The 25,312-nt window shown below is 63.5% G+C and carries 24 protein-coding genes; 20 read left to right on the forward strand and 4 right to left on the reverse strand.

Going from position 1 to position 25,312, the window contains the following annotated elements:
• The first annotated feature begins 38 nt into the window (after positions 1-38).
• From ACN9M4_RS17535 to ACN9M4_RS17550, 4 genes are read left to right on the forward strand one after another with little or no spacing between them, the layout of a single operon-like run.
• Positions 39-932: a transketolase gene (locus tag ACN9M4_RS17535; RefSeq protein ID WP_426300132.1), complete on the forward strand. Its 894-nt coding sequence runs from the start codon at positions 39-41 to the stop codon at positions 930-932.
• Positions 929-1,861, forward strand: coding sequence for a transketolase family protein (locus ACN9M4_RS17540; RefSeq protein ID WP_426300134.1), 933 nt, complete (start codon positions 929-931; stop codon positions 1,859-1,861). Before ACN9M4_RS17535 ends, ACN9M4_RS17540 begins: the two co-directional genes overlap by 4 nt.
• Positions 1,862-1,879: 18 nt before the next feature.
• Entirely contained in the window at positions 1,880-2,965 is a 1,086-nt protein-coding gene (locus ACN9M4_RS17545) for a 1-phosphofructokinase family hexose kinase (protein ID WP_426300136.1), read from the forward strand.
• 36 nt (positions 2,966-3,001) lie between these two features.
• Positions 3,002-3,766 carry an SDR family NAD(P)-dependent oxidoreductase gene (locus ACN9M4_RS17550; RefSeq protein ID WP_426300138.1) on the forward strand — a complete coding sequence of 255 codons (765 nt, stop codon included), beginning with the start codon at positions 3,002-3,004 and terminating at the stop codon, positions 3,764-3,766.
• Here ACN9M4_RS17550 and ACN9M4_RS17555 read toward each other — a convergent pair.
• Positions 3,763-4,668, reverse strand: a complete 906-nt coding sequence (locus ACN9M4_RS17555; RefSeq protein WP_426300140.1) for a cyclase family protein — start codon at positions 4,666-4,668, stop codon at positions 3,763-3,765. The two genes, ACN9M4_RS17550 and ACN9M4_RS17555, sit on opposite strands and share 4 nt — an antisense overlap.
• A gap of 219 nt (positions 4,669-4,887) precedes the next feature.
• Here ACN9M4_RS17555 and ACN9M4_RS17560 point away from each other — a divergent pair, with 219 nt between their 5' ends.
• Both ACN9M4_RS17560 and ACN9M4_RS17565 read left to right on the forward strand, forming a co-directional pair.
• A complete protein-coding gene (locus tag ACN9M4_RS17560; RefSeq protein WP_426300142.1) occupies positions 4,888-6,288 on the forward strand; it encodes an MFS transporter in 1,401 nt (466 codons plus the stop codon).
• A 42-nt stretch (positions 6,289-6,330) separates the two neighbouring features.
• The gene (locus tag ACN9M4_RS17565; protein ID WP_426300144.1) at positions 6,331-7,161 is read left to right on the forward strand and encodes an alpha/beta fold hydrolase; all 831 of its coding nucleotides are present in this window, start codon (positions 6,331-6,333) and stop codon (positions 7,159-7,161) included.
• A 64-nt stretch (positions 7,162-7,225) separates the two neighbouring features.
• Here the strand turns inward: ACN9M4_RS17565 and ACN9M4_RS17570 are convergent, their stop codons facing one another.
• Together ACN9M4_RS17570 and ACN9M4_RS17575 are read right to left on the reverse strand one after the other, a co-directional pair.
• Positions 7,226-8,236, reverse strand: coding sequence for an alcohol dehydrogenase catalytic domain-containing protein (locus ACN9M4_RS17570; RefSeq protein ID WP_426300146.1), 1,011 nt, complete (start codon positions 8,234-8,236; stop codon positions 7,226-7,228).
• Positions 8,237-8,309: 73 nt separating this feature from the next.
• Positions 8,310-9,611, reverse strand: coding sequence for an MFS transporter (locus ACN9M4_RS17575; RefSeq protein WP_426300148.1), 1,302 nt, complete (start codon positions 9,609-9,611; stop codon positions 8,310-8,312).
• Between the two features lie 257 nt (positions 9,612-9,868).
• Here ACN9M4_RS17575 and ACN9M4_RS17580 point away from each other — a divergent pair, with 257 nt between their 5' ends.
• Positions 9,869-10,645 (forward strand): SDR family oxidoreductase, encoded by a 777-nt coding sequence (locus ACN9M4_RS17580; protein ID WP_426300150.1) that lies wholly within the window; start codon positions 9,869-9,871, stop codon positions 10,643-10,645.
• A 40-nt stretch (positions 10,646-10,685) separates the two neighbouring features.
• Here the strand turns inward: ACN9M4_RS17580 and glmS are convergent, their stop codons facing one another.
• Positions 10,686-12,596, reverse strand: coding sequence for a glutamine--fructose-6-phosphate transaminase (isomerizing) (gene glmS / locus ACN9M4_RS17585; RefSeq protein ID WP_426303527.1), 1,911 nt, complete (start codon positions 12,594-12,596; stop codon positions 10,686-10,688).
• A 132-nt stretch (positions 12,597-12,728) separates the two neighbouring features.
• On the opposite strand from glmS, the gene ACN9M4_RS17590 reads away from it, so the two are divergent.
• The 13 genes from ACN9M4_RS17590 to ACN9M4_RS17650 are packed head-to-tail and all read left to right on the forward strand — an operon-like array spanning position 12,729 to position 25,291.
• Entirely contained in the window at positions 12,729-13,778 is a 1,050-nt protein-coding gene (locus tag ACN9M4_RS17590; protein WP_426300152.1) for a substrate-binding domain-containing protein, read from the forward strand.
• Between the two features lie 46 nt (positions 13,779-13,824).
• Positions 13,825-14,913, forward strand: coding sequence for an ABC transporter permease (locus ACN9M4_RS17595; protein ID WP_426300154.1), 1,089 nt, complete (start codon positions 13,825-13,827; stop codon positions 14,911-14,913).
• Positions 14,910-15,737, forward strand: coding sequence for an ATP-binding cassette domain-containing protein (locus ACN9M4_RS17600; RefSeq protein WP_426300156.1), 828 nt, complete (start codon positions 14,910-14,912; stop codon positions 15,735-15,737). Before ACN9M4_RS17595 ends, ACN9M4_RS17600 begins: the two co-directional genes overlap by 4 nt.
• Positions 15,734-16,624, forward strand: coding sequence for an MBL fold metallo-hydrolase (locus ACN9M4_RS17605; RefSeq protein WP_426300158.1), 891 nt, complete (start codon positions 15,734-15,736; stop codon positions 16,622-16,624). Before ACN9M4_RS17600 ends, ACN9M4_RS17605 begins: the two co-directional genes overlap by 4 nt.
• 1 nt (position 16,625) lies before the next feature.
• Complete coding sequence (eda, locus tag ACN9M4_RS17610; protein WP_426300160.1) at positions 16,626-17,267, forward strand: bifunctional 4-hydroxy-2-oxoglutarate aldolase/2-dehydro-3-deoxy-phosphogluconate aldolase; 642 nt, start codon at positions 16,626-16,628, stop codon at positions 17,265-17,267.
• Positions 17,268-17,319: 52 nt separating this feature from the next.
• Positions 17,320-18,159 (forward strand): SDR family oxidoreductase, encoded by an 840-nt coding sequence (locus tag ACN9M4_RS17615; RefSeq protein WP_426300162.1) that lies wholly within the window; start codon positions 17,320-17,322, stop codon positions 18,157-18,159.
• Positions 18,160-18,165: 6 nt separating this feature from the next.
• The gene (locus tag ACN9M4_RS17620) at positions 18,166-19,233 is read left to right on the forward strand and encodes a galactitol-1-phosphate 5-dehydrogenase (protein ID WP_426300164.1); all 1,068 of its coding nucleotides are present in this window, start codon (positions 18,166-18,168) and stop codon (positions 19,231-19,233) included.
• Positions 19,230-20,279 carry a zinc-dependent dehydrogenase gene (locus tag ACN9M4_RS17625; RefSeq protein ID WP_426300166.1) on the forward strand — a complete coding sequence of 350 codons (1,050 nt, stop codon included), beginning with the start codon at positions 19,230-19,232 and terminating at the stop codon, positions 20,277-20,279. Before ACN9M4_RS17620 ends, ACN9M4_RS17625 begins: the two co-directional genes overlap by 4 nt.
• Before the next feature lie 44 nt (positions 20,280-20,323).
• Positions 20,324-21,823: a glycerol kinase GlpK gene (gene glpK, locus ACN9M4_RS17630; RefSeq protein WP_426300168.1), complete on the forward strand. Its 1,500-nt coding sequence runs from the start codon at positions 20,324-20,326 to the stop codon at positions 21,821-21,823.
• A 41-nt stretch (positions 21,824-21,864) separates the two neighbouring features.
• Positions 21,865-22,818: a shikimate dehydrogenase family protein gene (locus ACN9M4_RS17635; protein ID WP_426300170.1), complete on the forward strand. Its 954-nt coding sequence runs from the start codon at positions 21,865-21,867 to the stop codon at positions 22,816-22,818.
• Entirely contained in the window at positions 22,815-23,408 is a 594-nt protein-coding gene (locus ACN9M4_RS17640) for a glucose-6-phosphate isomerase (protein ID WP_426300172.1), read from the forward strand. The genes ACN9M4_RS17635 and ACN9M4_RS17640 overlap by 4 nt, the downstream gene beginning before the upstream one ends.
• A gap of 5 nt (positions 23,409-23,413) precedes the next feature.
• Positions 23,414-24,370 carry a phosphoglycerate dehydrogenase gene (locus ACN9M4_RS17645; protein ID WP_426300174.1) on the forward strand — a complete coding sequence of 319 codons (957 nt, stop codon included), beginning with the start codon at positions 23,414-23,416 and terminating at the stop codon, positions 24,368-24,370.
• A 15-nt stretch (positions 24,371-24,385) separates the two neighbouring features.
• The gene (locus ACN9M4_RS17650; protein WP_426300176.1) at positions 24,386-25,291 is read left to right on the forward strand and encodes a MurR/RpiR family transcriptional regulator; all 906 of its coding nucleotides are present in this window, start codon (positions 24,386-24,388) and stop codon (positions 25,289-25,291) included.
• Positions 25,292-25,312: the final 21 nt, after the last annotated feature.

A 25,312-nucleotide genomic window follows, 5' to 3' on the forward strand; every position in this document is an offset into this window, starting at 1 on the left:
TAACCAGACCTGCTGACACGATCGATGAGGACAACGTCATGGCAATCAAGCAAGCAAGCAAAACGGCAACCGCCGAACTCCAAAGGTTGGCGGACGCGGGCCGCTGGCACGTCATTAAGACCGTGGCGGACGCCAAAGCCGGCCACATTGGCGGCCCGCTCTCAGCAATGGACCTGCTGGTTTCCCTCTACTTCAACGAATTGTCCGTAGATCCGGAGAACCCGCAGGATCCGGCCCGGGACCGCTTCATCCTTTCCAAAGGACACTGCGCAATCGGCCTGTACTCGGTTCTGGCTCTTCGCGGATACTTCCCTCTTGAGGAACTGGCCACTTTCGATCAGGGCGGCTCGCGACTCCAGGGCCACCCTGATATGAAGCTGACTCCGGGCGTGGACTCCTCAAGCGGTTCTCTGGGCCAAGGCCTCTCCGCTGGTGCCGGCATGGCTATGGCCGCGAAGCAGCTCGGCTCGGACTTCCACACGTGGGTGATGCTTGGCGACGGCGAACTCGAAGAAGGGATGGTCTGGGAGGCGGTCCATACGGCGCGCCGCTTCAAGCTGGACAACCTCACCGCAGTCATAGACCTCAACGGGCTCCAGCAGTACGGGTGGCCTGTCTCAGAAAACGGTGATCGCTTCGACCGGTCCAACCCTTGGGCAGGCGTGGACCTCGATGCTGTCTTTGCAGGCTTTGGCTGGAACGTCATCAATATCGACGGGCACAGCTTCGAGGAGATTCAGGGCGCTTTTGACCGCGTCCGCGCGCAGAGGGGTTCGGGACGGCCAACCGTGATCCTGGCCAGGACCATCAAGGGCAAGGGCGTCTCCTTTACCGAAGGAACCTACAAGTGGCACAACGGGGTTGCCACACCGGAACAGTTGGCCCTTGCAGCGGCAGAGCTCGGCCAGGCATTTGAAGGAGAAGAAAAGTGAAGGCGCAACGCGACGTATGGGGCCAGACCCTCGTAGATCTTGCCGGCACGGACAGCCGCGTAGCCGTGGTCGACGGCGATCTTGCCACGTCCACCAAAGCAGATCTGTTTGCCGAAGCCTTCCCGGACCGGTTCTTTGAGATCGGCATCGCGGAACAAAACATGGTGGGCGTTGCTTTCGGTTTGTCCACCATGGGTTTCCGTCCTTGGCTTTCCACCTTCGGTGTATTCCTGACCCACCGCGCCCTGGATCCCATCCGCATGCTGGTTTCGCAGACCGGCGCACCCGTAAAAATCGCGGCATCCTACGCGGGCCTCCTCAACGGCAGCAGCGGGAAGACCCATCAGGACATCGAGGATCTTGCCATCATGCGGGCCATGCCGGGGATGACCGTCATTGCCCCGGCCGACGCGTTGGAAGCGGAGGCGGCCATCCGTTGGTCAGCCAACCACGACGGCCCCGTTTATCTGCGGCTCGCCCGAGATGCCGTTGCCGATGTCTTTGATCCCGGTCACGTCTTCACCCCGGGGGCTGTCCACGTTCTTCGCGAGGGCAACGACGCCATTCTGGTCTCCACGGGAGTCCAGAGTTCGCGCGTGATGGACGCCGCAGGCTTGCTGACTGAACAAGGCATCGAGGCCCGGGTGGTCCACGTTCCCTGCCTCAAGCCAATGGATGAAGCCGCCCTCCTGTCGGCACTCTCGGGGCCAGCGCCAATCTTCACCATCGAAGAGCACAGCATCATTGGCGGACTGGGCGGGCTGGTGAGCGAACTGGTTACCAGCACAACGCTGGGCAAAACCGTCACCCGCCTGGGCCTTGCTGATGCTTGGTCCGAGTCGGCACCCAACGCCTACTTGCTGGACAAGTACGGACTGTCAGCCGCGCGGGTGGCGGAGCAGGTCCGGCATGCACTGGCCGACGACTAGGCCGAAGGCGCTGATCCCATGAGCGGCTTCACCCAAGGAACCATCCGAGCGGGCTCGGTGTACCGCTCCCACGGCGATCCGCAGTCCAGCCAGGTACCCGGCATCCAACGGCGCCAGCAAACTGTTGTGACCCTGACGCCCTCTCCCGTGGTGGACCGTGTGTACTTCTTTGAAGACCTGATTCCCGGCGCTGTCAACCGGGCCTTCGCCGTCGAAGAGTACCTGGGCGGGAACGGCATCAACGTGGCCCGCACGCTGAAGTTGGCGGGCAATACCACCAGCGCTGTCATGCCGGTTGATGCCTCGGATTCACCCGGGCTGCCGCTCATGCGCAGAGAAGGAGGGCTGATCCATGCGGTGCCGGTCTCCGCACCAACCCGGGTCAACACGGTGTTGGTGAGCTCGGGTGGGTCCACCACCAATGCCAACCAGCAGCCCGGGCGCCTCCCGGAGGCCGAGTGGCTGTCGGTTTGCGAAGCCACTATCCAGCAACTCCAGGCTGTGGACGCTGACTGGTTAGTGATCGCGGGAGCCTTGCCGCTGGCGGAGAACGGTCAGCCGCTGGATCTTCGGTGGCTACTGCTCCAAGCGCGTGCCCTCGGGACAAAGGTGTGCCTGGACCTCAACGGCCCGGACCTCTGCCGCTGGGCAATCACCGGCTTGGTGGATCTCGTCAAGCCCAACCTTCCGGAGCTTGGGCAATTCGCCGGCACCCCGCTGCGAACAATCGGCGATGTGGTCCGCGCGGCACAAGCCCTTGCCGATGCCGGAGTAGGGACCGTGCTGGCAAGCATGGGGGCAGACGGCCTGATCGGCTTCGGCGCCGATGGCGTTCTCTGGGCCCGGGCACCTAGGACAGCGGTAGTCAACACCACCGGCGCCGGCGACGCGGCCCTGGCCGGTTTCCTGAGTGAGGCCTGTTCGAACCCGGCGGGAGGAAACGGGGCGTCCGGCCGCGCGGCGTTTGCGGCCGCATTGGCGCGCTCCGCGGCCTGGGGAGCACTCGCCGTCACGCGTTCGACGACGGCGCTGGGCAGCTTTAGCGGCGTTCCTGACGTCACCGTCCAAGAACCCGAATTCATGTACCGCCTCAGCCATAACTGATTCGATCCACTCACTCCGTTCCAGAAGGAGCATGAAATGAATGCAAAAACAGTCCTGATCACAGGCGGTGCCCAGGGAATCGGTGCCCAAGTAGCGAACACGCTCGCGGGCCGAGGCTGGCGAATCCTTGTAGCAGACCTCAACGAAGGACCGGCCAAGGACCTGGCCAAGGAGCTCAGCGGCCGCTTCCCCTCAGCCGCACCCCACCTTGGCTTCGGCGTGGATGTGGCGGACGAGGTCAGCGTCGAAGGACTGCTCGCCGCCGTGGCGGGCGAAATCAACACGCTCGACGGCCTGGTCAACTGCGCCGGCAACATCCTTCGCCAACCCGCCGAGGAAATGGACATCGCGCAGTGGCGGCGCCTGCTGGATATTCACCTGACGGGCTCAATGCTCATGGCCAAGTCGTGCTTCCCACTGCTCAAGGCGGGCAACGGTTCCATCGTGAACATCGCCTCGGTGGGTTCCACGTTCGGGCTGCCCGGGCGGTCCGCCTACGCCACGGCCAAGACGGGAATGCTCGGCCTGACCCGGACACTGGCAGTTGAATGGGGCCAACACGGCATCCGCGTCAATGCTGTGGCTCCCGGCTACGTCAACACTGAGATGGTCCGCAGCGGCCTCCGGAACGGCACCCTGAGCGAAGCCGCATTGCTTGGACGCACTCCGCTCGGCCGGCTGGCCGAGCCGGCCGAGATCGCATCCGTGATCGCCTTCCTGCTCTCAACGGACGCCTCGTTCATCCACGGCGAAGTCATCAAGGTCGACGGCGGACTCACCGTCGACGGCACGTTCAGCTAGCAGCACGCCCAACGTCCACAGCCGCCGGTCATCGAACCCGGCGGCTGTGGGCTCTTGCATACGCCCCCGACGCCGGCCGCACCTTGCATTGAGCTACGCGGCTCCGGTTCTTTCTGGAAGCCGGCCACGGCCCGGATTGGCGAACCAGAGCCGCTCTGGATGCGCAACGGCAACGCCATGAAGAAGAACTCGCCGGGGACTCGGTCAAGGCCGCACAGGCCTTCCAGGATGAGGATGTCCTTTGGCAAGAAGTAGGTGTCATGGCCGTAGGCACTGAGGATCCGGCCGTCCTTCACTGCGATGTCGCACGCCGCCGTGTCAGTGCCCACAGCCGCCGGTCCGGCCGCAGCCAACCATTGGCAGAGGTCCTCGGCGAATCCCGGCGCGTTCCCGCCCCACCAGCTGCCGGACGCGGCTGCGGGAGTGCCGCCGTCGGATCTGTCCTTATGCTTGTCCCAACCGAACTCCACCAGAACGATGTCGCCGGGATGGACCTGGACGCCCTGCTCGTCCGCGAGCCTGGCGAAGTCGCCCAGCGTCAATTGCTCCCCAGGTTGCAGGTCCAACGACGTCGCTGATACCTTCCTGCCCGGCCGCAGCAGGGCATCCACGGGGAAGGTATCGATAGTGCGGTGCATCAGCGACTCATGGACGTGAGCGGGCGCATCTACGTGGCTGCCCACGTGCTCCGGCATGACCAGAAGCTGCAGGTAGTACCCGTCCCGTTCGTGACTGCGGGAATCGTTGATGATGCTGATCTGTGGATGGGCTTGCCAGCCATCCATATTGGTGCTCAACACCGGCGAAATGTCGACGAAGCTGGCGGCCCCCAACAGTCCCCCGAGGGTTTGAACGAACGAATTCATGTGTCTCTCCAGTCCTCTTTTGCTCGCAATAGCCACAACTTTTCTATCACTCAATAGACATGTCGTCCATCAAATGATAAAAATGAGAAGCAAGTGATGCCCGTCACGCCCCTTCCGGCCCGGGCATCCGTTCGCATTCTTGCCGTCCGGACGACCGGCGGCGGCACTTGACCAAGGAGCAATGAAGCTTATGAACCGCATGGGACTGGATCGATGAGATCCCTGCTGAACCGGCTGACGGGAAAGACTCCCAGCGTGGCCACCAACAGATACTCGTGGATCGCAATGCTATTGCTGTGGCTACTGCTGGCCATGAACGACAACATGCGTTACTGGACGACCGGCGTCCTGCAGCCTTCCATCGTCAATGAGTTCATGGTGGGCCCTGAACTCATCGGCGTCTTCGCCGGAACCATGACAGTGGCGCAGGGTCTATTGGCCATTCCCTTGACCGTCTGGTCTGACCGCGGGGGCCATGGATGGGCGAGAAAATACCGCTATGTCATCATTCTGGCGGCCTACACCGTCTTTACGCTGCTGACGGGCATCAGCGCCCTCACGGCCACCTTTGCTGCGTTCTTCATCTTCCAGGCCCTGAACAAAGTCTTCAGTGGAGCCGGCGAAGCGATCGAGGTAACAGCCGTTGCCGAGTGGTGGCCGCTGGAAAAGCGCGGTTTCGCCGTCGGCCTGCACCACACGGCCGTGCCGTGGGGCACCTTCCTCGGCGGCCTCGCCGTTTCACTTGTCTTCACGATCTTCGGACCCGAAAACTGGCGCTGGACGCTGCTGATCCCGGTGATCCTGATTGTTCCCACAGTGCTGGCCTATTGGAAGTTCTCTTCACGCCGAAACTACGAGAGATTCGAAGGTTCGGTACGCAGCCAGGGCGGGACACCCCCGCTGAAGGGCGAGGACGAGGAAGCCGTCAAATTGTCCAAGGGCGCCCTGCGCCGCGCCTTCCGGAACCCGAACCTCATGACGACTTCCGTCGTCGCGGGTCTCGCGCTGGCCGTCTACACCGGCATCTCGCTGTGGCTTCCGCTTTACCTGGCATTCGTAGCCAACTATTCCCTTGCTGAAGTGGCTGCCTTTAGTGTGCTCTTCACCCTGACGGGCGGCATCGGACAGATCCTCTGGGGCGGCGTTTCCGACCGCATAGGAAGGAAGCCCACGCTGGTCATCACGTTCGCTTGGGTGGCAATCGGTGTGTTCCTCCTGCAGTTCATTGGCGAGGGCCTGATCTGGCTGATCCTCATCCAGCTGTTCCTTGGCATGGCAACCAACGGCATCTATCCCGTCCTCTATGCGTTCTCCTCCGACTCGAGCGAGCCCGGCGCCATCGGCCTCGGCAACGGCCTCAACATGACCGGCCAGATGCTGGGTGGACTCGGCCCTGTGGTTCTGGGAATCCTCATCGCCGCCGGTGGCGGCTTCTCGTCGCCAGACGGCTTCCTCTGGGGTCTCTACTTCATGGCTGGGATCATGCTCCTGGGAGCAGCCGCCATCATCCTGTTCACCCGGGAAAGCGTGGGCAGCTACAAGAAACGCGACCGGTCACTGGTCAAGCTGGACGCATGCCTGCCTGATCCGCGCATCAGGCACCAGGACCTGCACCAGCAGGCAGAGACGGCGGTAACTGCCGCGGCCGGCAACTGACTGCCACCTTGACCAACCGTCCAACCAACTTCAGGAGACTCCATGACCGCCAACAGCAGCACAATTTCCACCATCGTCATCAACTCCGTCCCCATCGCCGTCCGCGACACCGCAGAAGCGGACCTTCCCGTGGTCCTAGCCCTGCATTCCCTGTTCTTGGACGGGCGGATGTTTGAAGAGTTCACGGCCGCAGCACGCGGCGTATTCCGTGTGGTCAGCCCCGATTTCCGGGGCCAGGGGCTCAGCGGAATGGTCGACGCCGACATCGTGGACATGGACACCCACGCCGCGGACATCGAGCAGCTCATTGAACGCCTGGGGCTTCAGGACATCAACCTGCTGGCGCAGTCCATGGGCGGCGACGTCGGCTTGAGGGTGGTGCACCGCAACCCGGAACTGTTCAGCTCCGTGGCTCTCATCGGCTCTTCTGCACGGTCCGAGCCCGGTGAAAAGCACGCAAGCCTCGATGCCTGGGTGGAAACCATCACCGCCGAAGGCTTCACCGGAGAAACACTTGAAGAGACCCTGCGGATCATGTTCGGCACCACCACGCGCAGCAACCCTAGCCAGGCGGAAAACATGGCCATGTGGCGGTCCTGGATCGCGGAGGCAGGCAGGAATCTTGCACCGCAACTCGCGGGGGTCAACGCCCGCGGCAGCCTACTCGAGGTTCTGCCTGAGATCACCGTCCCAACGCTGGTGATCTGCGGCGAGGAGGACGTCGCACGGCCGCCCGCATGGTCCGAGGAGATTGCGGACAGGATGCCCCGTGCCGAACTCGTGGTGATGGCGGGGATCGGCCACAGTCCCATCCTGGAGGATCCCGGCACCGTCATTCCGCACCTGCTGGCGTTCTTCGCACAGTCACAGTAGCGGACAGCAAGGAGAGGCGGCCCGGAAGATTCTTCCGGGCCGCCTCTCCTTGCTGCCTTTGGCGTCAGGGCGCGACGGCGATCTTCGGCGCAGTGCCGTGGCCCACCTTTTCGAAAGCGAGGGCAATGTCCTCCAGCGGGACGACCTCCACCAACAATTCGCCCAGGCCGGGATGTGCCTGCAGGATATCGAGGGCCAGATGGTAGTCCGGGCGGTGGGAACTGTAGCTGGTGACGATGTCCAGTTCCTTGCGCACGGCGTCGTTGGCTGCCAGCACCGGCGGGGTTCCATACAGGGCCACCACCACCAAGCGTCCTTGCACCGGCAACTCCTGGACAGCATCGTCCAGGGCCGCGGAGGCACCTGCAGCTTCGATCCACACGGTCGGCTTGTATCCGATCGGAAGGGCATCCACCAGATCCAAGCCCAGCCGGGAGGCGAGTCCGGCCCGGGTGGCCACGTCAGTGGCCGTTCCCTTGAGCACCACGCGGGCGCCGAGGTACTGGCAGACCAGGGCGGACAGAATGCCGATGGTTCCGGGGCCGCTGACTACGACGGTGTCTGCCGCCGTCACGCGGCCCCGGCCGGCGACCGCGCGGGCCGCGACCGAGAGGGGCTCGGTGAGTACAGCAGTCCGGGCCGGGACGGCGTCGGGCACGGCGATCAGCTGCGAAGCCGGGATGCAGACGAAACGTGCGGCGCCGCCGTCGCGCGATAAGCCCAAGGTGCGCTTCTCCGCGCAGCCGTTCGCGTACTCAGCCACGCAGGCTGAGCAGCGCCCGCAGCCGGACTGGGCGATGGCCACTACGCGCGTTCCCACCGGATGGTTTTGGGTATGGTCGCCGAGCACCACCGTCCCGACGATTTCGTGGCCCAGGACGGTTCCGCATGGGACCCAGCCGTAACCGTCGTCGCCGTTCCAGATGTGAAGGTCAGAGCCACATAATCCGCAGTACTCGGTCTGCACCAGGACTTCGCCGGGGGCGGGGTCCGGTAGCTCCTTCATGGTGACGGTGATGCTCCGCGGCCGGGTTGAAGAACGGATGGCTGCGGGTCCTGTGACAGGTGTCGTCATGGTTTTCCTTCCGGATGCAACAGTTCCCGGCGTGCCAGTGGCACTGCCGGGAACTGTGAATAATGGGCGGTTACTAGATCTGGTCCAGCGGAACGCCGGTGTTGTTCTTCCATTTCAGGACCACGACGCTGGAGATGGCCGCGATGGCGATGACATACACGTTGAAGATCCAGCCGCTGCCAATCGAATACAGCCAGGTGCTGAGGTAGGAGGCAGTACCACCACAGACTGCGACACCCAGGGAGATGGAGATCCCGAAGATACGGGTGCGGTAGCGGGTGGGGATCTGCTCGGAGATCGCGGCCGGCTTGGACCCGGTAATGAAGGCCACCAGCAACAAGCCCGCAGTCTGGGCAACAAGGAGGGTCCAGGGTTCACTGCTCATCAAGGCCCACAGCGGGAACACGGTGGCAGCGATGCCCAGTAGCGAGATCAGGGTGGTGGCCTTGCGGCCCCAATGGTCCGAAATCCAGCCCGAGACCGGAAGGAAAGCTATGTAGGCAAGCTGCGCTATCACGCTCACGGTAAAGGCCTGGCCGGGGTCCATGCCTTTGACACCGATCGCGTAAATCGCCGCCGACGTGACCCAGGTGTAGTACGTCAGCGTAGATCCTGCCTCGTACAGGAACAGCTTCACGCCGGCAGCTACCACCTGCTTCTTGCTCCACGGCGCCACGGCAGTGCCGCCAGGAGCAGAAGCCACATGTTCACTCTCCATCATGCCGCGGCGCAACCATAGTGCGGCGACTGCCAGCAAGGCTCCTGCGGCGAAGGGAATGCGCCAACCCCACTCCATCATCTCCGGCTTGCTGATGAGGCCGGTCAGCATGGCCATGAAGAAGGTGGCGAGCAGTGAGCCTGACCCCACGGCAATGAATACGGTGCTGGACCACAGTCCTCGACGCTTGGGAGGCGCTATCTCGGCGATATAGGCATACGAGGTTGTCGCCTCGCCGCCGTGGGCAAAACCCTGGACCAACCGGGCCAGCAGCAGGAGCAAGGATGCCCAGCTGCCGATTGCGGCATAGGACGGAATCAGGGCAATGCCCAGGCTGGCAGCTGCCATGAGGAACATCGTGGTGAGCAGCACTGCGCGGCGGCCGAGCTTGTCTGCCAACGGCCCGAACACCAGTCCGCCAATGGGACGCATCAGGAAGCCGACGGCAAACACGGCCAGCGTGCTTAGCAGGGCTGACATTGGGTTGCCGGAGTTGAAGAGGCTGCCGGCGATGTAGACAGAGGCAACGGTATAGATGGTCCAGTCGAACCATTCCAGCAGGTTGCCCACACCTGTGGCGAACAAGGATTTGCGTTGGAGACGAGACCGCTCCGGGCTGGCCTCAGCTTGGGCTGTGTTTCGCTCAACAATCGTCATTGAATGCTCCCGCGTTGGGAAGCCACCTGGCGTGGCTTGACTCGGTAATGACCTGGCGGCTTGCAAGATCCCCGCGGAGGGCGAAGACCCGGCGATGCGGCCTGGTTGTGTGCCGGAAGGCTCACGTTCTAGAGTCAACATCACCATGCGGACAAAGTGTCTGTCAAGTGATAATTTGATTCGTGAGGACGGGAGCGAATCATTGCTCCCCGAACTTCCCAACAACAAACGCCGGCCCCCGGCGTGAGGAGGAATCCATGGACAGGAATCTTGAGGGCAGGGTTGCCCTCGTCACCGGAGCCAGCAGCGGCATCGGGGCCAGCGTGGTCCGCAGGCTGCTCGCGGCAGGGGCAAGGGTCCACGGTGTGGCCCGGCGCCAACAGGCCCTGGATGCAGTAAGCCCGGAGCACCTTGGCAGCGGCCAACTCATGCCCCATGCCCTGGACGTTTCGGATACCGTCGGTGCCCGCGCACTTGCGGCGCACCTTGCGGAGACAGACCCCATTGACATCCTGGTTTGCGCGGCCGGAACCAACGTTCCACGCCGCCGGATGGCCGAGCTTGACGATGAAAGCTTCGACCGCATCATGAAAACGAATGTCTATGGGGTTTTCACCCTGCTGTCCGCAACGCTCAAACAGTTGCGCGATCGCCAGGGGGACGTGGTGATTATTTCCAGCATCGCTGCAAGCTGGCCCGATCACAGCGGGGCCGCCTATGGCGCCTCCAAGTCCGCACTGCTGGGCTTGGCCCGGGGAGCTTCCCGCGACGAGCATGGCAACGGGATCCGCGTCTGCAGCATCCTTCCGGGCATCGTGGACACCCCCATCCTGGACCTCCGCCCCAGTCCGCCTCCACGGGAAGTGCGCGACTGGGCCATTCACCCCGACGACATCGCCGAGGCCGTGCACTGTGCCGTCAGCCTTCCGCCACGAACCAACATCGCCGAAATCAGCGTGGTTGCGACCCGGCTGCAATCGCTCAGCAACACACAGGCCGCAACCCCCGAGCTCCCGGCAAGCATGCGCAGCTGAAACAGCCTGGCCGCCCGCCTCACCGGCGGGCGGCCAACCCCTATTCCACGGTGACCGACTTGGCGAGGTTCCGCGGTTGATCAACATCGAGCCCCTTTTCGCGGGCAAGAGCTGCGGCAAACAGCTGGAGTGGAACCGTGGTCAGCAGGGGCGAAAGGAGTGGCGAAGACTCCGGGACACTGATGACGTCGTCAGCCCACCGGGCGGCAACCCCGTCCGCTTCTTCCGCCACCGCAATGACCCGACCGCCCCGGGCCTTGACCTCCTGGATGGTGGACATGACCTTCGAATGCAGGAGGCTGTCACGCCGGGCCGAGGGAACAATAACCATCACGGCCTGTCCTTCGTCGATGAGGGCTATGGCACCATGCTTAAGCTCACCCGCCGCAAAGCCTTCCGCATGGATATACGCCAGTTCCTTGAGCTTCAAGGCGCCTTCCATGGCCACCGGGAATCCAACATGCCGGCCAATGAAAAGCACGGACGCCGCGTCCTTCAGCTCAGCAGCCAGAGCATCTACTCGCGCCGCACCATCCAGCGTGCGTTGGATCAGCTCCGGAATTCTTCGCAGCTCCTGGGCCGCTGCCAGCGTTTCTTCCTTGAGCGGAGTGCCATGCAATTGGGCAAGGTAGAGCGCAAGGAGCAGGTTTGCCGTGACTTGGGCGAGAAATGCCTTTGTGGAAGCCACAGCTATTTCGGGCCCGGCAAGGGTGTAGAGGACGCCGTTCGACTCCCTGGGAATGGTGGATCCCACCGTGTTGCAGATGGAAAGGACAACAGCCCCCTGCTCACGGGCATAACGGACGGCCATCAAGGTGTCCATGGTCTCCCCGGACTGCGAAATGGCCACAACAAGGGTTCGCGAATCCAGCATGGGCGTGCGGTAGCGGAACTCGTGGGCAAGATCCACTTCCACTGGAATCCGGCACCAGCGCTCGATCGCATATTTGGCAATCTGCCCGCCATAAGACGCAGTGCCGCACGCCACGATGACAACTTTCCGGATATCGGCCAAGGTCCCGGCGTCGATGTCCATCCCCTCCAGCCGGACCGCACCGTCCACGCCTATCCGGCCTTGGATTGTCCGCCGAACCGCTTCGGGCTGTTCCAGCATTTCCTTGGCCATGAACGAAGCATGCCCGCCCTTGGACGCCGCTTCCAGGTCCCACGTCACCGCAAACTCCGCAGTCTCTGCGAGCCCGCCAAAGAAGTCAGTCACCGTGACATCGTCCGCGGTAACGGAGACAACCTGGTCCTGCCCGAGCTCAACGGCGCGCGTCGTGAATTCAGCGAACGCCGAGACGTCCGAGCCCAGGAAGTTCTCGCCGTCGCCCAGCCCGACGACGAGCGGCGAGTTCCGCCGCGCTGCAACCACCAGTCCGGGATGGTCGGCATGAACAGCCAGCAGCGTGAACGAACCCTCCAACGCTTGGCATGCGCGCCGCATGGCAACAGCGAGGGCGCCGCCACGGGCCGCCTCTCCAGGCGAGCCATTTCCGACGACGGCGGTCCGGTAGGCGCGCGCCAGCAGGGCGGCGGCCACCTCGGTGTCCGTCTCCGAGGCGAACTCATGCCCGCTGCCGGACAGCGACTGCCTCAGCGAAGCGGCGTTTTCAATGATGCCGTTGTGAATCAAAGCCAACCGGCCTTGATCCGCCAGATGGGGATGCGCATTCGCGTCCGTTGGAGCCCCATGGGTGGCCCAGCGGGTATGTCCGATTGCCACAGCACCAAAGGGAAGGGGCTCGGCACCAATGGAAGCGGCCAAGCTGGCGAGCTTCCCCGCTTTCTTACGAACATAAACCCGACCAGCCGATTGAACGGCGACACCCGACGAGTCGTAGCCCCGGTATTCCAAGCGGCGTAAGCCACCCAGCACTACATCGAGGGCGCGCCGCCGGGGATATTTCAAAAAGCCGGCAGGGCCGACGTAACCAACGATTCCACACATGCATGCCAGCCTAACCAAGTTTGGAAATTTCTTCCAGAATATATTGCTTGGTGGAAACTTCCTGCTAATGTTGTGGGCAACACCACCCCTCGCATCCAGCAGAGAGTCCCCCCTCGACAGAAAGGCTTCGAAATGACCGCTAGTACACAACGGCGTGGAATGACCGTCAAGGCAGCTGCATTCATCGCCGCGGCCGGACTGACGGCCAGCCTGGCCGCTTGCTCCTCCGCAGCTGATTCCAAGCCGCTCGTAGGCCTGATCACCAAGACCGACGACAACCCGTACTACGTGAAGATGCGCGAAGGAGCGGAAAAGAAGGCCGCCGAACTGGGCTTCGAACTCCAGTCGCTTTCCGGCCAGGGCCAGAGCGACAACGACTCGCAGGTCAAGGCAATCGAAAACCTGGTAGCGCGCGGCGCGAAGGGCATCATGATCGCCCCTTCCGACTCCGACGCAATCCTCCCCGCCATCAAGAAAGCCAGGGACGCCGGAGTCTTCGTGGCGGTCCTGGACTCCCCCACAAACCCGACCGACGCAGCTGACGCAACGTTCGCTACGGACAACTTCCAGGCCGGCGTACTGATCGGCCAATGGGCTGCGGCGCAGTTCGCCAACAAGCCGGCGCGGATCGCAATGCTGGACCTGAGCCCCGCCCAGGTTGCCGTGGACGTCCAGCGCAACCAGGGATTCCTGCAGGGCTTCGGAGTGGACATCGCAGACAAGAACAAGATCGGCGACGAGAAGGACCCGCGGATCGCGGGACACGAAGTCACCAACGCCAACGAGGCCGGCGGCCGCGCCGCCATGGAGAAGCTCCTGCAGCGGGACCGCACCATCAACCTCGTCTACACCATCAACGAACCCGCTGCCGCCGGCGCCTACTCTTCCATCAAGGCAGCCGGCTTGGCAGGCCAGGTCACCGTGGTTTCCATCGACGGCGGCTGCCCAGGGGTCAACGACGTCAAGGCCGGCGCAATCGGCGCCACATCGATGCAGTTCCCCATCAAGATGGCCGGCGACGCACTTCAGGCCATCAGCGGCTATTTGAAGGATGGAACCAAGCCGGCCACATCCGATGGCCTCGATTTCACCGATACCGGGGTCACCCTGGTCACCGACAAAGCGGTGCCCGGCGTCACCTCTGAACCCACCACCTGGGGCCTGGACAACTGCTGGGGCTGAACCCGGCAGCCAGAACAACGTTCATTGAACAGCGAAGGTACAAACAATGAAGTCAGTATCCGCGACCCCTGGCGCCCCCGCAGCGGCCAAAGCCTCCGAGGCCTCCGAGGCCTCCGCCCAACGCAAGGTCGGCGAGCGCCTTGATGATCAGCCTCCCCGCTCCTTCCTCGGCCGGGTCCAACGCCAGATGCACGCACACCCCCTCCTGGGTCCAACGGCGGTCCTGATCCTCGCCTGCGTGGTGTTCACCGCCATGGTTGGCCCCCGGTTTGTCGATCCCCTCAACATCTCGCTCATCCTCCAGCAGGTACAGATCATCGGCATGGTGGGCATCGCACAGACACTCATCATCCTGACCAGCGGTATCGACCTCTCGGTGGCCGCGGTGATGGTCTTCACCACCGTCATCTCCGGCAAGCTGGCCGCCGAGTCCGGACTTCCCGCCGTCGTGGCCCTGTTGATCGCCCTGGCAACGGGCGCCGCCTGCGGTCTCCTCAACGGCATCCTGGTGACACGTTTCCGGGTCCCGCCGTTCATCTCGACGTTGGGAACCCTGAGCATCTTCACTGCCCTGAACCTCCTGGCTTCAGGCAGCCAGACGATCAAGGCCAATGCCCTTCCGGACCTGCTCCTCTGGCCGGGCGAAACTTTCCGTTTCCTCGGAGCTCCTGTCACCTACGGGTCCATCCTGGTCCTGCTGAGCTTCATCGCAGTTGCCTTTGTCCTCAAGCGCACTGCATGGGGCGAACACATCTACGCAGTAGGTGACAACGCCGAAGGCGCGAGGCTCAGCGGTATCCGCACCACCAGGGTCCTGCTCAGCGTCTACATCGTGGCCGGCATCATCTGCGCAATCGCAGGTTGGCTCTTGATCGGCCGTGTCGGATCAGTCAGCCCGTTCTCGGGCGAGGGAGTCAACCTGGCGAGCATAACGGCCGTGGTCATCGGAGGCACCAGCCTTTTTGGCGGACGCGGCAACGTTTTGGGCACCCTCCTGGGCGCCTTGATCATCGGGGTCTTCAGCAACGGCCTGACCTTGGCCGGCGTCGATGTCCTCTGGCAGGTATTCACCACAGGCGTACTGGTCATCGTCGCAGTCGGACTGGACCAGTGGACTCGAAAGGTCGCGGGATGACCACCAACCCAACTTCCACCGTTCAGCCCATCCTCCGCGCCCGGAACCTCGTCAAGCGCTACGGCCACGTCACAGCACTCGCCGGCGCGGACCTCACGCTTTACCCCGGCGAAGTCCTGGCGGTCATCGGGGACAACGGGGCAGGCAAATCCTCCTTGATCAAAGCACTGTCCGGGGCCCTCATTCCGGACGAGGGCGAGATCCAGGTGGACGGCGTGACCCAAAAGTTCCGCTCACCGCTGGATGCCCGAAGCGCCGGCATCGAGACCGTCTACCAGCATCTCGCCCTGGCTCCCGCCCGCGATATCGCCGCGAACCTCTTCCTGGGCCGCGAGCTCCGCAAGCCGGGCCCGCTCGGCTGGGCTTTGCGGATGCTGGACCACAAGACCATGCGCAGGGAGACTGCCCGCATCATGGGCGACCTTGGCCTCTTGACCATCCAGAACATTGGCCAGGCAGTTGAAACACTTTCGGGCGGCCAGCGCCAGGGCGTGGCCGTAGCGCGGGCAGCGGCATTCGGCAGCCGGGTCATCATCATGGATGAGCCCACGGCCGCCCTTGGCGTCAAGGAATCCGGCAAAGTCCTGGACCTGATTGCGGAAATCCGCGACCGTGGCATTCCGGTGATCCTCATCAGCCACGACATGCCGCACGTGTTCGAGGTTGCGGACAGGATCCATGTCCAGCGACTGGGGCGCCGCATTGCTTGCGTACAAAAGACAGACATCACCATGAACGATGCCGTGTCCCTGATGACCGGCGCACAAGCATCGCCCGCCGGGCACGATCCCGAGGCACTTCCGGCCCGGTTGGCAGTCCGATGAGCGCCTGGACGGTCCGTGCGGATGGGGAGGGGCCCGACGTCGGACATCTCACCCGGGCGGCCGGCGGCGGCTTGCGCTTCTGGTGGCTGGGACAAGCGGGTTTCGCCTTTGAACATGCCGGGCGCCGCATCCTGATTGACCCGTACCTCTCGGACAGCCTGGCTCGTAAATACAAGGGGACGGTGTTCCCGCACATCAGGCTGCAGCCGGTTCCGGTGGAGCCCGCCGCAGTAAAGGGCGTCGATGCGGTCCTGCACAGCCACGCGCACACGGACCATCTGGACCCCGATACCGTGCAGGCCCTGTTGCGGCACAACGCTCCCCTGTTCGTAGCACCAAGGGCGCGGCGGCAGGTGGCCTTGGAGCGGCACATCCCGGAAGGGCGGCTCCAGGCCGTCACGGCCGGCGACCACGTTGACCTGGGCACCGGCATCACGGTCACGGCCGTTCCCGCAGCGCATGAGGAACTCGAGCTCGACCACAACGGAGACAGCGTCTTCCTCGGTTACATCCTGGAAATCGCCGGGGTCCGGATCTACCACTCGGGCGACTGCGTTCCTTACGACGGGCAAGCGGAACTGCTACGAAGCCACAACGTGGATCTTGCCTTGCTGCCAATCAACGGGCGCGACAGCCGCAGGCTGCAGAACGGCGTTCCCGGCAATTTCACGGTGCGCGAAGCGGCGGCCCTGTGCCGGCAGGCGGCGATTCCCGCCGTCGTCGGACATCACTTCGGCCTGTTCGACTTCAATACCGTCCCCCGCGAAGAAGCAGCCCGCGAACTTGGCGAGGTTGCCGGGGAACTCCACTGGACCCTCCCCGAGGTAGGCCGGTGCTACGCCATCGAGCCCGCCCTGCAACCCGCCGAACAGCTGAAAGGAAGCTGACATGGACCTCGAAAACTCGCTCCGGCAGGTGCGGATTGTTCCGGTCATAGAAATTGCCGACGCCGGCGACGCCGCCGCCCTCGGACGAACCCTGGTGGATGCCGGCCTGCCGGTTGCCGAGGTCACCTTCAGGACACCGGCCGCCGCCGAGTCGATCGCCCGCATGGTGCAGGAAGTGCCGGAGCTGCTTGTGGGTGCCGGAACGGTCCTTTCCGAGGCGGATGTCGACGCAGCCGTCGACGCCGGCGCACACTTCCTGGTCTCACCTGGCTTGAATGCAGCAGTAGTAGGCAGGGCGCAGCGCACCGGCGTGCCGATCATTCCGGGCGTCACCTCCCCCACCGAAATCGAAGCCGCCCGGGCGCTTGGCCTCAGGCTGCTGAAACTCTTCCCGGCCGAAGCGGTGGGAGGACTTCCGCTCGTGAAGGCCTTCGCGGCACCGTACCCGGATGTCACGTTCATGCCGACCGGAGGCATTACCGCGGACACGGTTGCCGGCTGGCTGCAGGTGCCAACCGTGGCGGCCTGCGGCGGCTCCTGGATCGCCACCAAGGCCGACATCGCCGGCCGGCGTTGGGACGACATCCGCAGCAAAGCGGGCAGGGCCGTGCAACTCGCGTCCCTTTCCGCGGCGTCCCTGTGACGGCCACCCAGCCCATCATTCCCAAGAACCCCCTACAACAAGGAGAACCACAATGAGCGAAACATACGTCCCCCAGAACGGCGTCGCCCTGAGCGGCAAGGTCGCAATCGTCAGCGGCGCAGCTTCCGGCATTGGCGAGGCCGTAGCCCGGATCTTCGCCGCCAATGAGAGCAAGGTCCTGCTGGTAGACATCGACGAGGAACGCCTGGACAAGGTCACCGCCAGCATCCGCGGTTACGGCCGCGGCGAAGTGCACTCCATCCTGGCCGACGTCACTGACGAACAGTCCGTCATCGACCTCTTTGCGTGGGCCAAGTCCAATTGGGGCAGCGTGGACCTCCTGGTCAACAGCGCCGGACGCGACTCCCTGGCACCGCCGGTTGTCGACGTCACCCTGGACGAGTGGAACAAGACCATGACTCCCAACCTGACCGCCGTCTTCCTCATGTGCCGCGAGGCATTCCGGGTCATGGAGAAGCAGGAAAACGGTGGCCGCATCATCAACATGGGCTCGTCTTCAGCCCGCGTGGCCTCCGGTCCCGGCCACAGCCCCTACCGGGCTTCCAAGCACGGCCTTATGGGTTTCAGCAAGAACATCCTGCTGGAAGGCAAGGACAAGAAGATCGGCGTCACCGTCATCAACCCGTCCCACGTCAAGACGCCCATGACCGAGATCATCGACAAGGGCCTCTACGACGGCGACGTCCCCGCTTACATCGACGGCTGGCTGGACAAGAAGGAAATCGAAGAAGGGATCCACGCGAGCTGCATCGAGGTGGACAATGTCGCTGAGATCACCCTCTACGTCGCCACCCGCACGCCGGACGTCACCATTCCGCAGATCGCCCTCTACCCCACCCACAAGGCACACCGCTACGGCATGGAGGTCTAGGCTGTCATGAAGGCTGCCATTCTCAATGGACTCAATGACCTGCAGTACCGGGACATTCCTGAACCCGAGCCGGTTGGCGATGACCCGGTGCTGGTGAGGGTCGGCGCCGTCGGGGTGTGCGGCTCTGATGTGCTCCGCTACGGACACGGCAAGGCCTACCACTATCCGCTGGTCCTTGGCCACGAGTTCTCGGCGATCGTGGAGGAAGCTCCTGCCGGATCAGGGCTCACCCCCGGGGATCGTGCCGCGGTCTTCCCGCTGCTGCACCAGCACGGAGACCCGATGTCCGAAATCGGTGAACACGCGCTCGGCACGGGCTACGACTACTTTGGCTCCCGCCGCCACGGCGCCATGTCGGAGCGGATGTGGGTACCGGCGAAGAGTATTTTCCGTGTCCCTCACAGCACACCTTTGACGCATGCGGCCATGGTGGAACCGGCCGGCGTTGCACTTCACGCCATGCTCAAGCTGGACATCCCGACTCACGCCACTGCATTGGTTATCGGGGCCGGTCCCATCGGTGCCCTGGCAGCTCAGTGGCTGCGGATTCTGGGGTGCTCAAGGGTACTGGTGGCGGACATCGATGACCGGAAGCTGGAGATCATGTCCGGGCTGGGCTTCGAAACGCTCGACGCCAAGACCGGCGACACCGCCGATCTTGCCCGGGCAGCCACGGACGGCTGGGGACCACAGATCACCGTGGAAGCCACCGGCAACCCCAAGGCGCTCGTGCAGGCCATCGCTGCGGCGTCCGTGCAGGGCCAGGTTGTGCTGCTCGGCGATCTCAGCGGTGACCTCCAGCTCGCCAAGGCCGACGTGTCCTCGCTGCTCCGCCGGGAACTGCGTTTGTACGGAACCTGGAACGCCAAGGTGACCCCCAAGGGACACAGTGAATGGGACATGGTCATCGCCCATCTGGGCAAGGACCTGAAAGTGGAAGAGCTCATCAGCCACGTGCGCCCGCTTGAGGAAGCCCCCGGGTTGTTCGGGCAACTTACGGACCGCTCGATTTGGTACAACAAGGTCCTGTTCGCCATCTCCGAAGAAGCACGGGAGGAGGTGCGGCCCCAATGAAAGCTGCAAGGCTTCATTCCGCCGGCAACATCACGGTTGACGAGGTTGAGCGTCCTGTGGCGGGGCCGGGTGACCTCGTCATCAAGGTCCGGGCTGCTTCCATTTGCGGCACGGACCGCCGGATCGCTGCCAACGGCCACTTCAAGCTCCCGGAAGGAACTCCACGCGTCCTCGGCCACGAGTTTGCCGGCGACGTCGTGTCCGCCGGGCCGGAGGTGGCGGGATATGCGGTGGGTGACCGGGTCAGCGTCACTCCCAATGTTGGCTGTGGGCGGTGCGCAAGCTGCCTGGTGGGGCTCAACAACATGTGTCCTTCCTACGAGGCCTTCGGCATCACCATGGATGGCGGCTTCCAGGAATACGTCCTTATCCCCCGCTTCGCCATTGAACGGGGCAACGTGTTCCATCTCCCGGACTCCGTGGACTACGCCGAAGCAGCCTTGGTGGAACCGTTGTCCTGCTGCTACAACGCCATCAGCAAACTGGACATCGGACCGGAGTCCACGGTGCTCGTCATGGGCGCCGGACCCATCGGCGCCTGCCACGTGATGCTGTCCAAGCTCTACGGGGCCGCCAAGGTCATCGTGTCCAACAACCGCCAGGCCCGGCTGGACTTCGCGGCCTCGGTCGGGGCTGATGTTCTGGTCAATCTTGGCGAGCGTGAGTTGGCGTCCGTGGTTGCCGAGGAAACGTCCGGCAGGGGCGTGGATGTGGCGCTTACATGCGTTTCCAAGCCGGAGGTCCAGGCCGAAGCGGTAGACCTGCTGGCCATGCATGGCCGGGTGAATTTCTTCGCCGGCCTTGGGAAAGCCCAAAGGGTCCCCGTGGACACCAACCGCGTCCACTACCAGGGCCTCACTTTGACCGGGACAACCGGGTCCAGCAACTCCGACTACGCCGCCTCGATGCGGTTGGTGGGGCAGGGCCGGTTGAACCTCTCGCCACTGGTCACCGAGACCTTCACACTGGATGACATCGACAAGGCCATGGACTACGCAGGATCGGGCGCCGGCATGAAAGCCATGATCCTTTTCGACCCAAAGTGAAGCGCGGCCCCATCAGGCAACGCGCATGCAGAAACGGACATCTGATGACGAAGAAGTACATCATGGCCCTCGACTCCGGCACCACCGGGATCAGGTCAATCATTTACAGCCAGGATCTTGCGATTGTAGGTGAAGCCAGCCAGGAGTTCACCCAGATCTATCCCAAGCCGGGCTGGGTGGAACATGACCCCGTGGAGATCTGGAATACCCAATTGGCCGTAGCCCGGCGTGCCACGGAGGCCGCAGGCATCGATCCCCGGGACATCAGTGCGATCGGCGTGACCAACCAGCGCGAAACCACCGTCGTCTGGGACCGGAACACCGGAAAACCCATCATGAACGCCATCGTCTGGCAGGACCGGCGGACCGCAGGACTGTGTGACGAGCTGAAGGAAAAGGGATTCGAAGAGCACGTTCGCAGCACCACCGGATTGGTTGTGGATGCCTATTTCTCGGGGACCAAGATCGCGTGGATCCTGGACAACGTGCCGGAAGCCCGTGCCCGTGCAGAAGCAGGTGAGCTCTGCTTCGGCACGGTGGACAGCTGGCTGATCTGGAACCTGACCGGAGGCAAGGCACACGTCACTGATTACTCCAACGCGGCGCGGACCATGCTCTTCAACATCAACACCCTGGACTGGGACGACAAACTGCTGAACGAACTGGGGGTTCCGCGGCTGATGCTCCCCCAGGTCCGCCCCAGCAGCGAAATCTACGGCCACACCTGCGATGCAATCTTCGCCGGCGCCCGGATTCCCGTGGCTTCGGCTGCAGGCGACCAGCAGGCAGCCCTCTTCGGGCAGGCCTGCTTTGACCGGGGCATGGTCAAAGCAACCTACGGAACGGGTGCGAGCCTGGTCATGCACACGGGCGATGCCCCGGTGAGCTCCACCAGCGGGATGCTTACCACCATCGCGTGGGGCCTTGACGGCAAGGTCGAGTATGCGCTGGAGGGACTCATCTTCGTCGCGGCCGCCTCCATTCAGTGGCTCCGCGATGAGCTGCGCGTCATTTACGATTCCGCAGACAGTGAGTACGCGGCCGTGCACGTGGAGGACTCCGGAGGAGTCTACGTCGTACCGGCGTTCACCGGGCTGGCTGCGCCCTACTGGGATCCGTATGCCCGCGGGGCAATCCTGGGGCTCACCCGTGGCTCAAGCCGCAACCACATCATCCGGGCCACGCTTGAATCCATCGCCTTCCAGATCAAAGACGTCATCAACTGCATGGAAACGGATGCGGGCATACCTGTCTCCGAGATCCGGGTGGACGGAGGGGCTGTGCGCAACAACTTCCTCATGCAGTTCCAGGCGGACATGCTGGACATCCGCGTCCTGAGGCCCCGGCAGGTGGAGTCTACAGCGCGGGGAGCCGCCCTTCTGGCCGGACTTGCCTGCGGTATGTGGAGCAGCAAGGACCAGCTTCGCGAAACATTTGCCCTGGACCGGGAATTCGTTCCGGACATGGCCGATGAGAAACGGCAGAAGCTGTACTCCGGCTGGCAGCGCGCCGTAGCCCGCGCCTCCGATTGGGAAGAGCACTAGACCATCCATTACTTAACATTGAGGAGAGCACCACTATGTTGATGCCCGCCACTGAGCCCACCATGTACTTCGTGGGGGTCACCACCAAGCAATCATCCATCATGCGCGTCTTCCCGGCATGGGCCGGAGAACTGGGACTTTCCGCGGTCCTGAAGGGAATCGACCTTCCCCCGGGGGCGCCGGAAGCCGACTACCGGGAGGTTGTCCGCTTCCTCAAGTCCGATCCGTTGTCCCTTGGCGCATTGGTCACTACCCACAAGTTGGACATCGTCAGCGCTGCCCGCGACGATTTCGACTTCTTCGGAGACGATGCGCAGATGCTGCACGAAATCAGCAGCATCTCCAAGAAAGACGGACAGCTTTGGGGAAACGCCATGGACGCCGTCACCAGCGGATTGGCGCTGGAAGCGATCGTCCCGGACGACTACTGGCAGGATTCGGCCGCGGAGCTGGTCCTGTTGGGTGCCGGTGGTTCGTCGCTGGCCTTGAGCTACTACCTGCACAAGCGGGCTGCAGCAGGATTCCCTGTCCCGGCCAAGGTCACAGTGACCAACCGCAGGGCCAGCCGGCTGGAGGAAATGCAGGCAATGCACGCAGGCCTCGGCAGCACTCTTCCGATCAACTACGTCCAAGTGGCCGATGCCACGGAAAACGACGCCGTAGTGGCCGCCGCCGCTCCGGGCTCCGTCATTGTCAACGCCACCGGGCTGGGCAAGGACCGGCCCGGCTCGCCCCTCACGGACAACGCGGTGTTCCCGTCCAAGGCCATCGCCTGGGACTTCAACTACCGCGGCGACCTCGTCTTCCTCGACCAGGCCCGTGCCCAAGGTACGGAGCTCCAAGTCCGGGTCGAAGACGGCTGGGTGTATTTCCTGCACGGTTGGACCCGTGTGATCGCCGACGTCTTCGGCATCGATATTCCTACCCGCGGACCGGCATTTAACCGCCTGTCCGAAATCGCACTGAACGTTTCCACGAAGGAGATCTCCAAATGAGCACCACCCCCGCTGAGACTACTGTCCAGGCCGTCCTCACCGACTTCAACGTCACAACAGGGCTGTCCACCACCAAAGCACCCCTCCAGCGCAGGCTTTCCGCCATGGCCGACATGTACGCCGACCAGGCCGCTGCAGCGGCACAGGTAGCCAAAGACGACGTCCTGGTCTACGAGTTCTTTGACATGGGTGTCCCGTCCACCCCGGGGGACGTGGCCTACGGAACCAGCATCACCTACCCGGGCAAGGTGGGTGACGAGTACTACATGACCAAGGGCCACTTCCACGAAGTCCTGGACACAGCGGAGATCTACTACTGCCTGAGCGGCAACGGCTACATGCTGATGGAAAACCCGGAAGGCGATTGGCAGGCAGCTGAATTCACGCCCGGACAAGCGGTCTACGTTCCCCGGCGCTACGCCCACCGCAGCATCAACGTATCCGCCACCGAGCCGCTGGTGACCTTCTTCGCCTTCCCGGGCCACGCCGGCCACGACTACGGGACAATCGAGACCAAAGGCTTCCGCAAACTCTGCGTTGAGCGCGACGGCAAGCCCGAATTCATCGACAACCCGCGCTGGCAGGCCTGACTGCCATGCCACCCGTAACAACGCACGACGGCGGCACCCGCCGGATTGCGGTGACCCCCCGTTCCATTTCGGGCGGGGGGCACCCCGCCCTGCGGCAACTCGAGAAGGCAGGATACGACGTCGTTTTTCCCGCCCCGGGTGCCGTCCCCACCGAACAGCAGTTACGCAGTGCTTTGCCGGGTTGCGTGGGTTACATTGCCGGCACCGAACGCCTCAGCGGGCAGTTCCTGTCCGAGTTCCCAGGGCTCAAGGCCATTTCCCGGAACGGTGTGGGGATTGACTCGATCGACGTCGACGCCGCAACGAAACAGGGCATCAGGGTTCTCACCGCACCCGGCGCGAACTCGCAGGGCGTTGCCGAATTGACCGTAGCCTTGATGCTTTCAGCCATCCGGGGCATCCCCTGGCACGACGGACAACTCAAGGCCGGCCGCTGGGCACGCCGAGCCGGCCGGGAGGTGTCAGGGCAGACCCTCGGCGTGGTTGGCTGTGGCCAGATAGGCCGCCGGGTGGCAACGATGGCTCTGGGACTGGGAATGAAGGTGCTCGCCTTTGACGCCTATCCTCTGGAAACGTTCCACCCGTCCGAAGAATTCTCCTGGGGATCGCTGGAAGACGTGCTGCGGACCAGCGACGTCATTTCCCTCCACATGCCTCCTACGGCAGAACCCGTGATCGGGCCAAACACCATCGGACTGCTCAAACGCGGAACGGGGATCATCAACACAGCCCGTGCTTCACTGGTGGACGAGGACTCGGTCATCGCCGCGTTGGAGTCCGGCCAGATCGCCTTCCTGGCCACGGACGTGTTCGACACTGAACCACCTGGCCGCACCCCTTTGGTGGAGCATCCGAATGTCATCGCGACCCCGCACATCGGTGGATACACTGGGGAAAGCGTTGACCGAGCCACCTGGGCGGCCGTAGACAACCTGCTTCAGGCCTTGGCCAATCAGCACTAAACCGGAGACTGCCACATGACGGAGACCTTCACCGACGGCGGATTGCTGCACCGCATTTCAGCGCGGCTGCCGTACCTTCCGCCGTCGCTCCGTCTTGTGGCGGAAGCCGTCTTGAAGTCCCCGGAGCGGGCGCAAGCCATGACCATCACCGAGTTGGCGCTGGCTGCAGGCGTCGGCGAGTCAACGGTGTCCCGCTTCGTCAGGGAACTCGGTGTGGACGGATACAAGTCCCTGTTGCTGGGGCTTGCCGAAGCGACGTTCATCTCCAAAGCAGCAAACCTGGAACAACCTGCTGCGTCCGACGTCGTTTACGAGGGCGTCAACCGAGGGGACAGCCCCGAAGACATTGTCGGGAAGGTAGAACGCAGCAGCATCCAGTCCCTGAGGCGGACGCGGCAACGCCAGGACGTAGAAGCAATCCAACGCGCGGTGGATATGATCGACGCCGCCAACACCTTGGTTTTCTGCTGCATGGGGTCCTCCAGCATTGCCGCCGAAGAAGCAGTCATGCGTTTCACCCGTGCCGGGAAGAAATGCATGCTGTACCGGGACACCACCATCCAGGTCATGCTGGCCACCATCCTCGCCCCCGGCGACCTCCTCATCGGCATCAGCGACTCCGGACAGAGCACGCCGATCATCGAGGCACTCCATCTGGCCCGGCAGCGGGGTGCGGCCACCATGGCCATCACCGGCGCTGAAGGTTCTCCCCTGCTGGAAAACGCGGATATCGCATTATTCACTGCCACGGCCCCCAGCGGCGGCGAGCTTTACGGCGAGTCCGTGACCAGCAAGTGGGGCCAGCTGCTGGTCATCGACATCCTGTACGCAGCCTTCGCCACACGGCATTACGACGTCACGGTCAAGAGCCTCAAGGACACCTACCAGAGCGGCATCCGCCAGTCGCGGCGGAGCTCCTAGCCCGGAGCCCAGCCCCGGGTC

This window comes from Arthrobacter sp. R-11, from assembly GCF_049913155.1.
GTDB lineage: Bacteria > Actinomycetota > Actinomycetes > Actinomycetales > Micrococcaceae > Arthrobacter.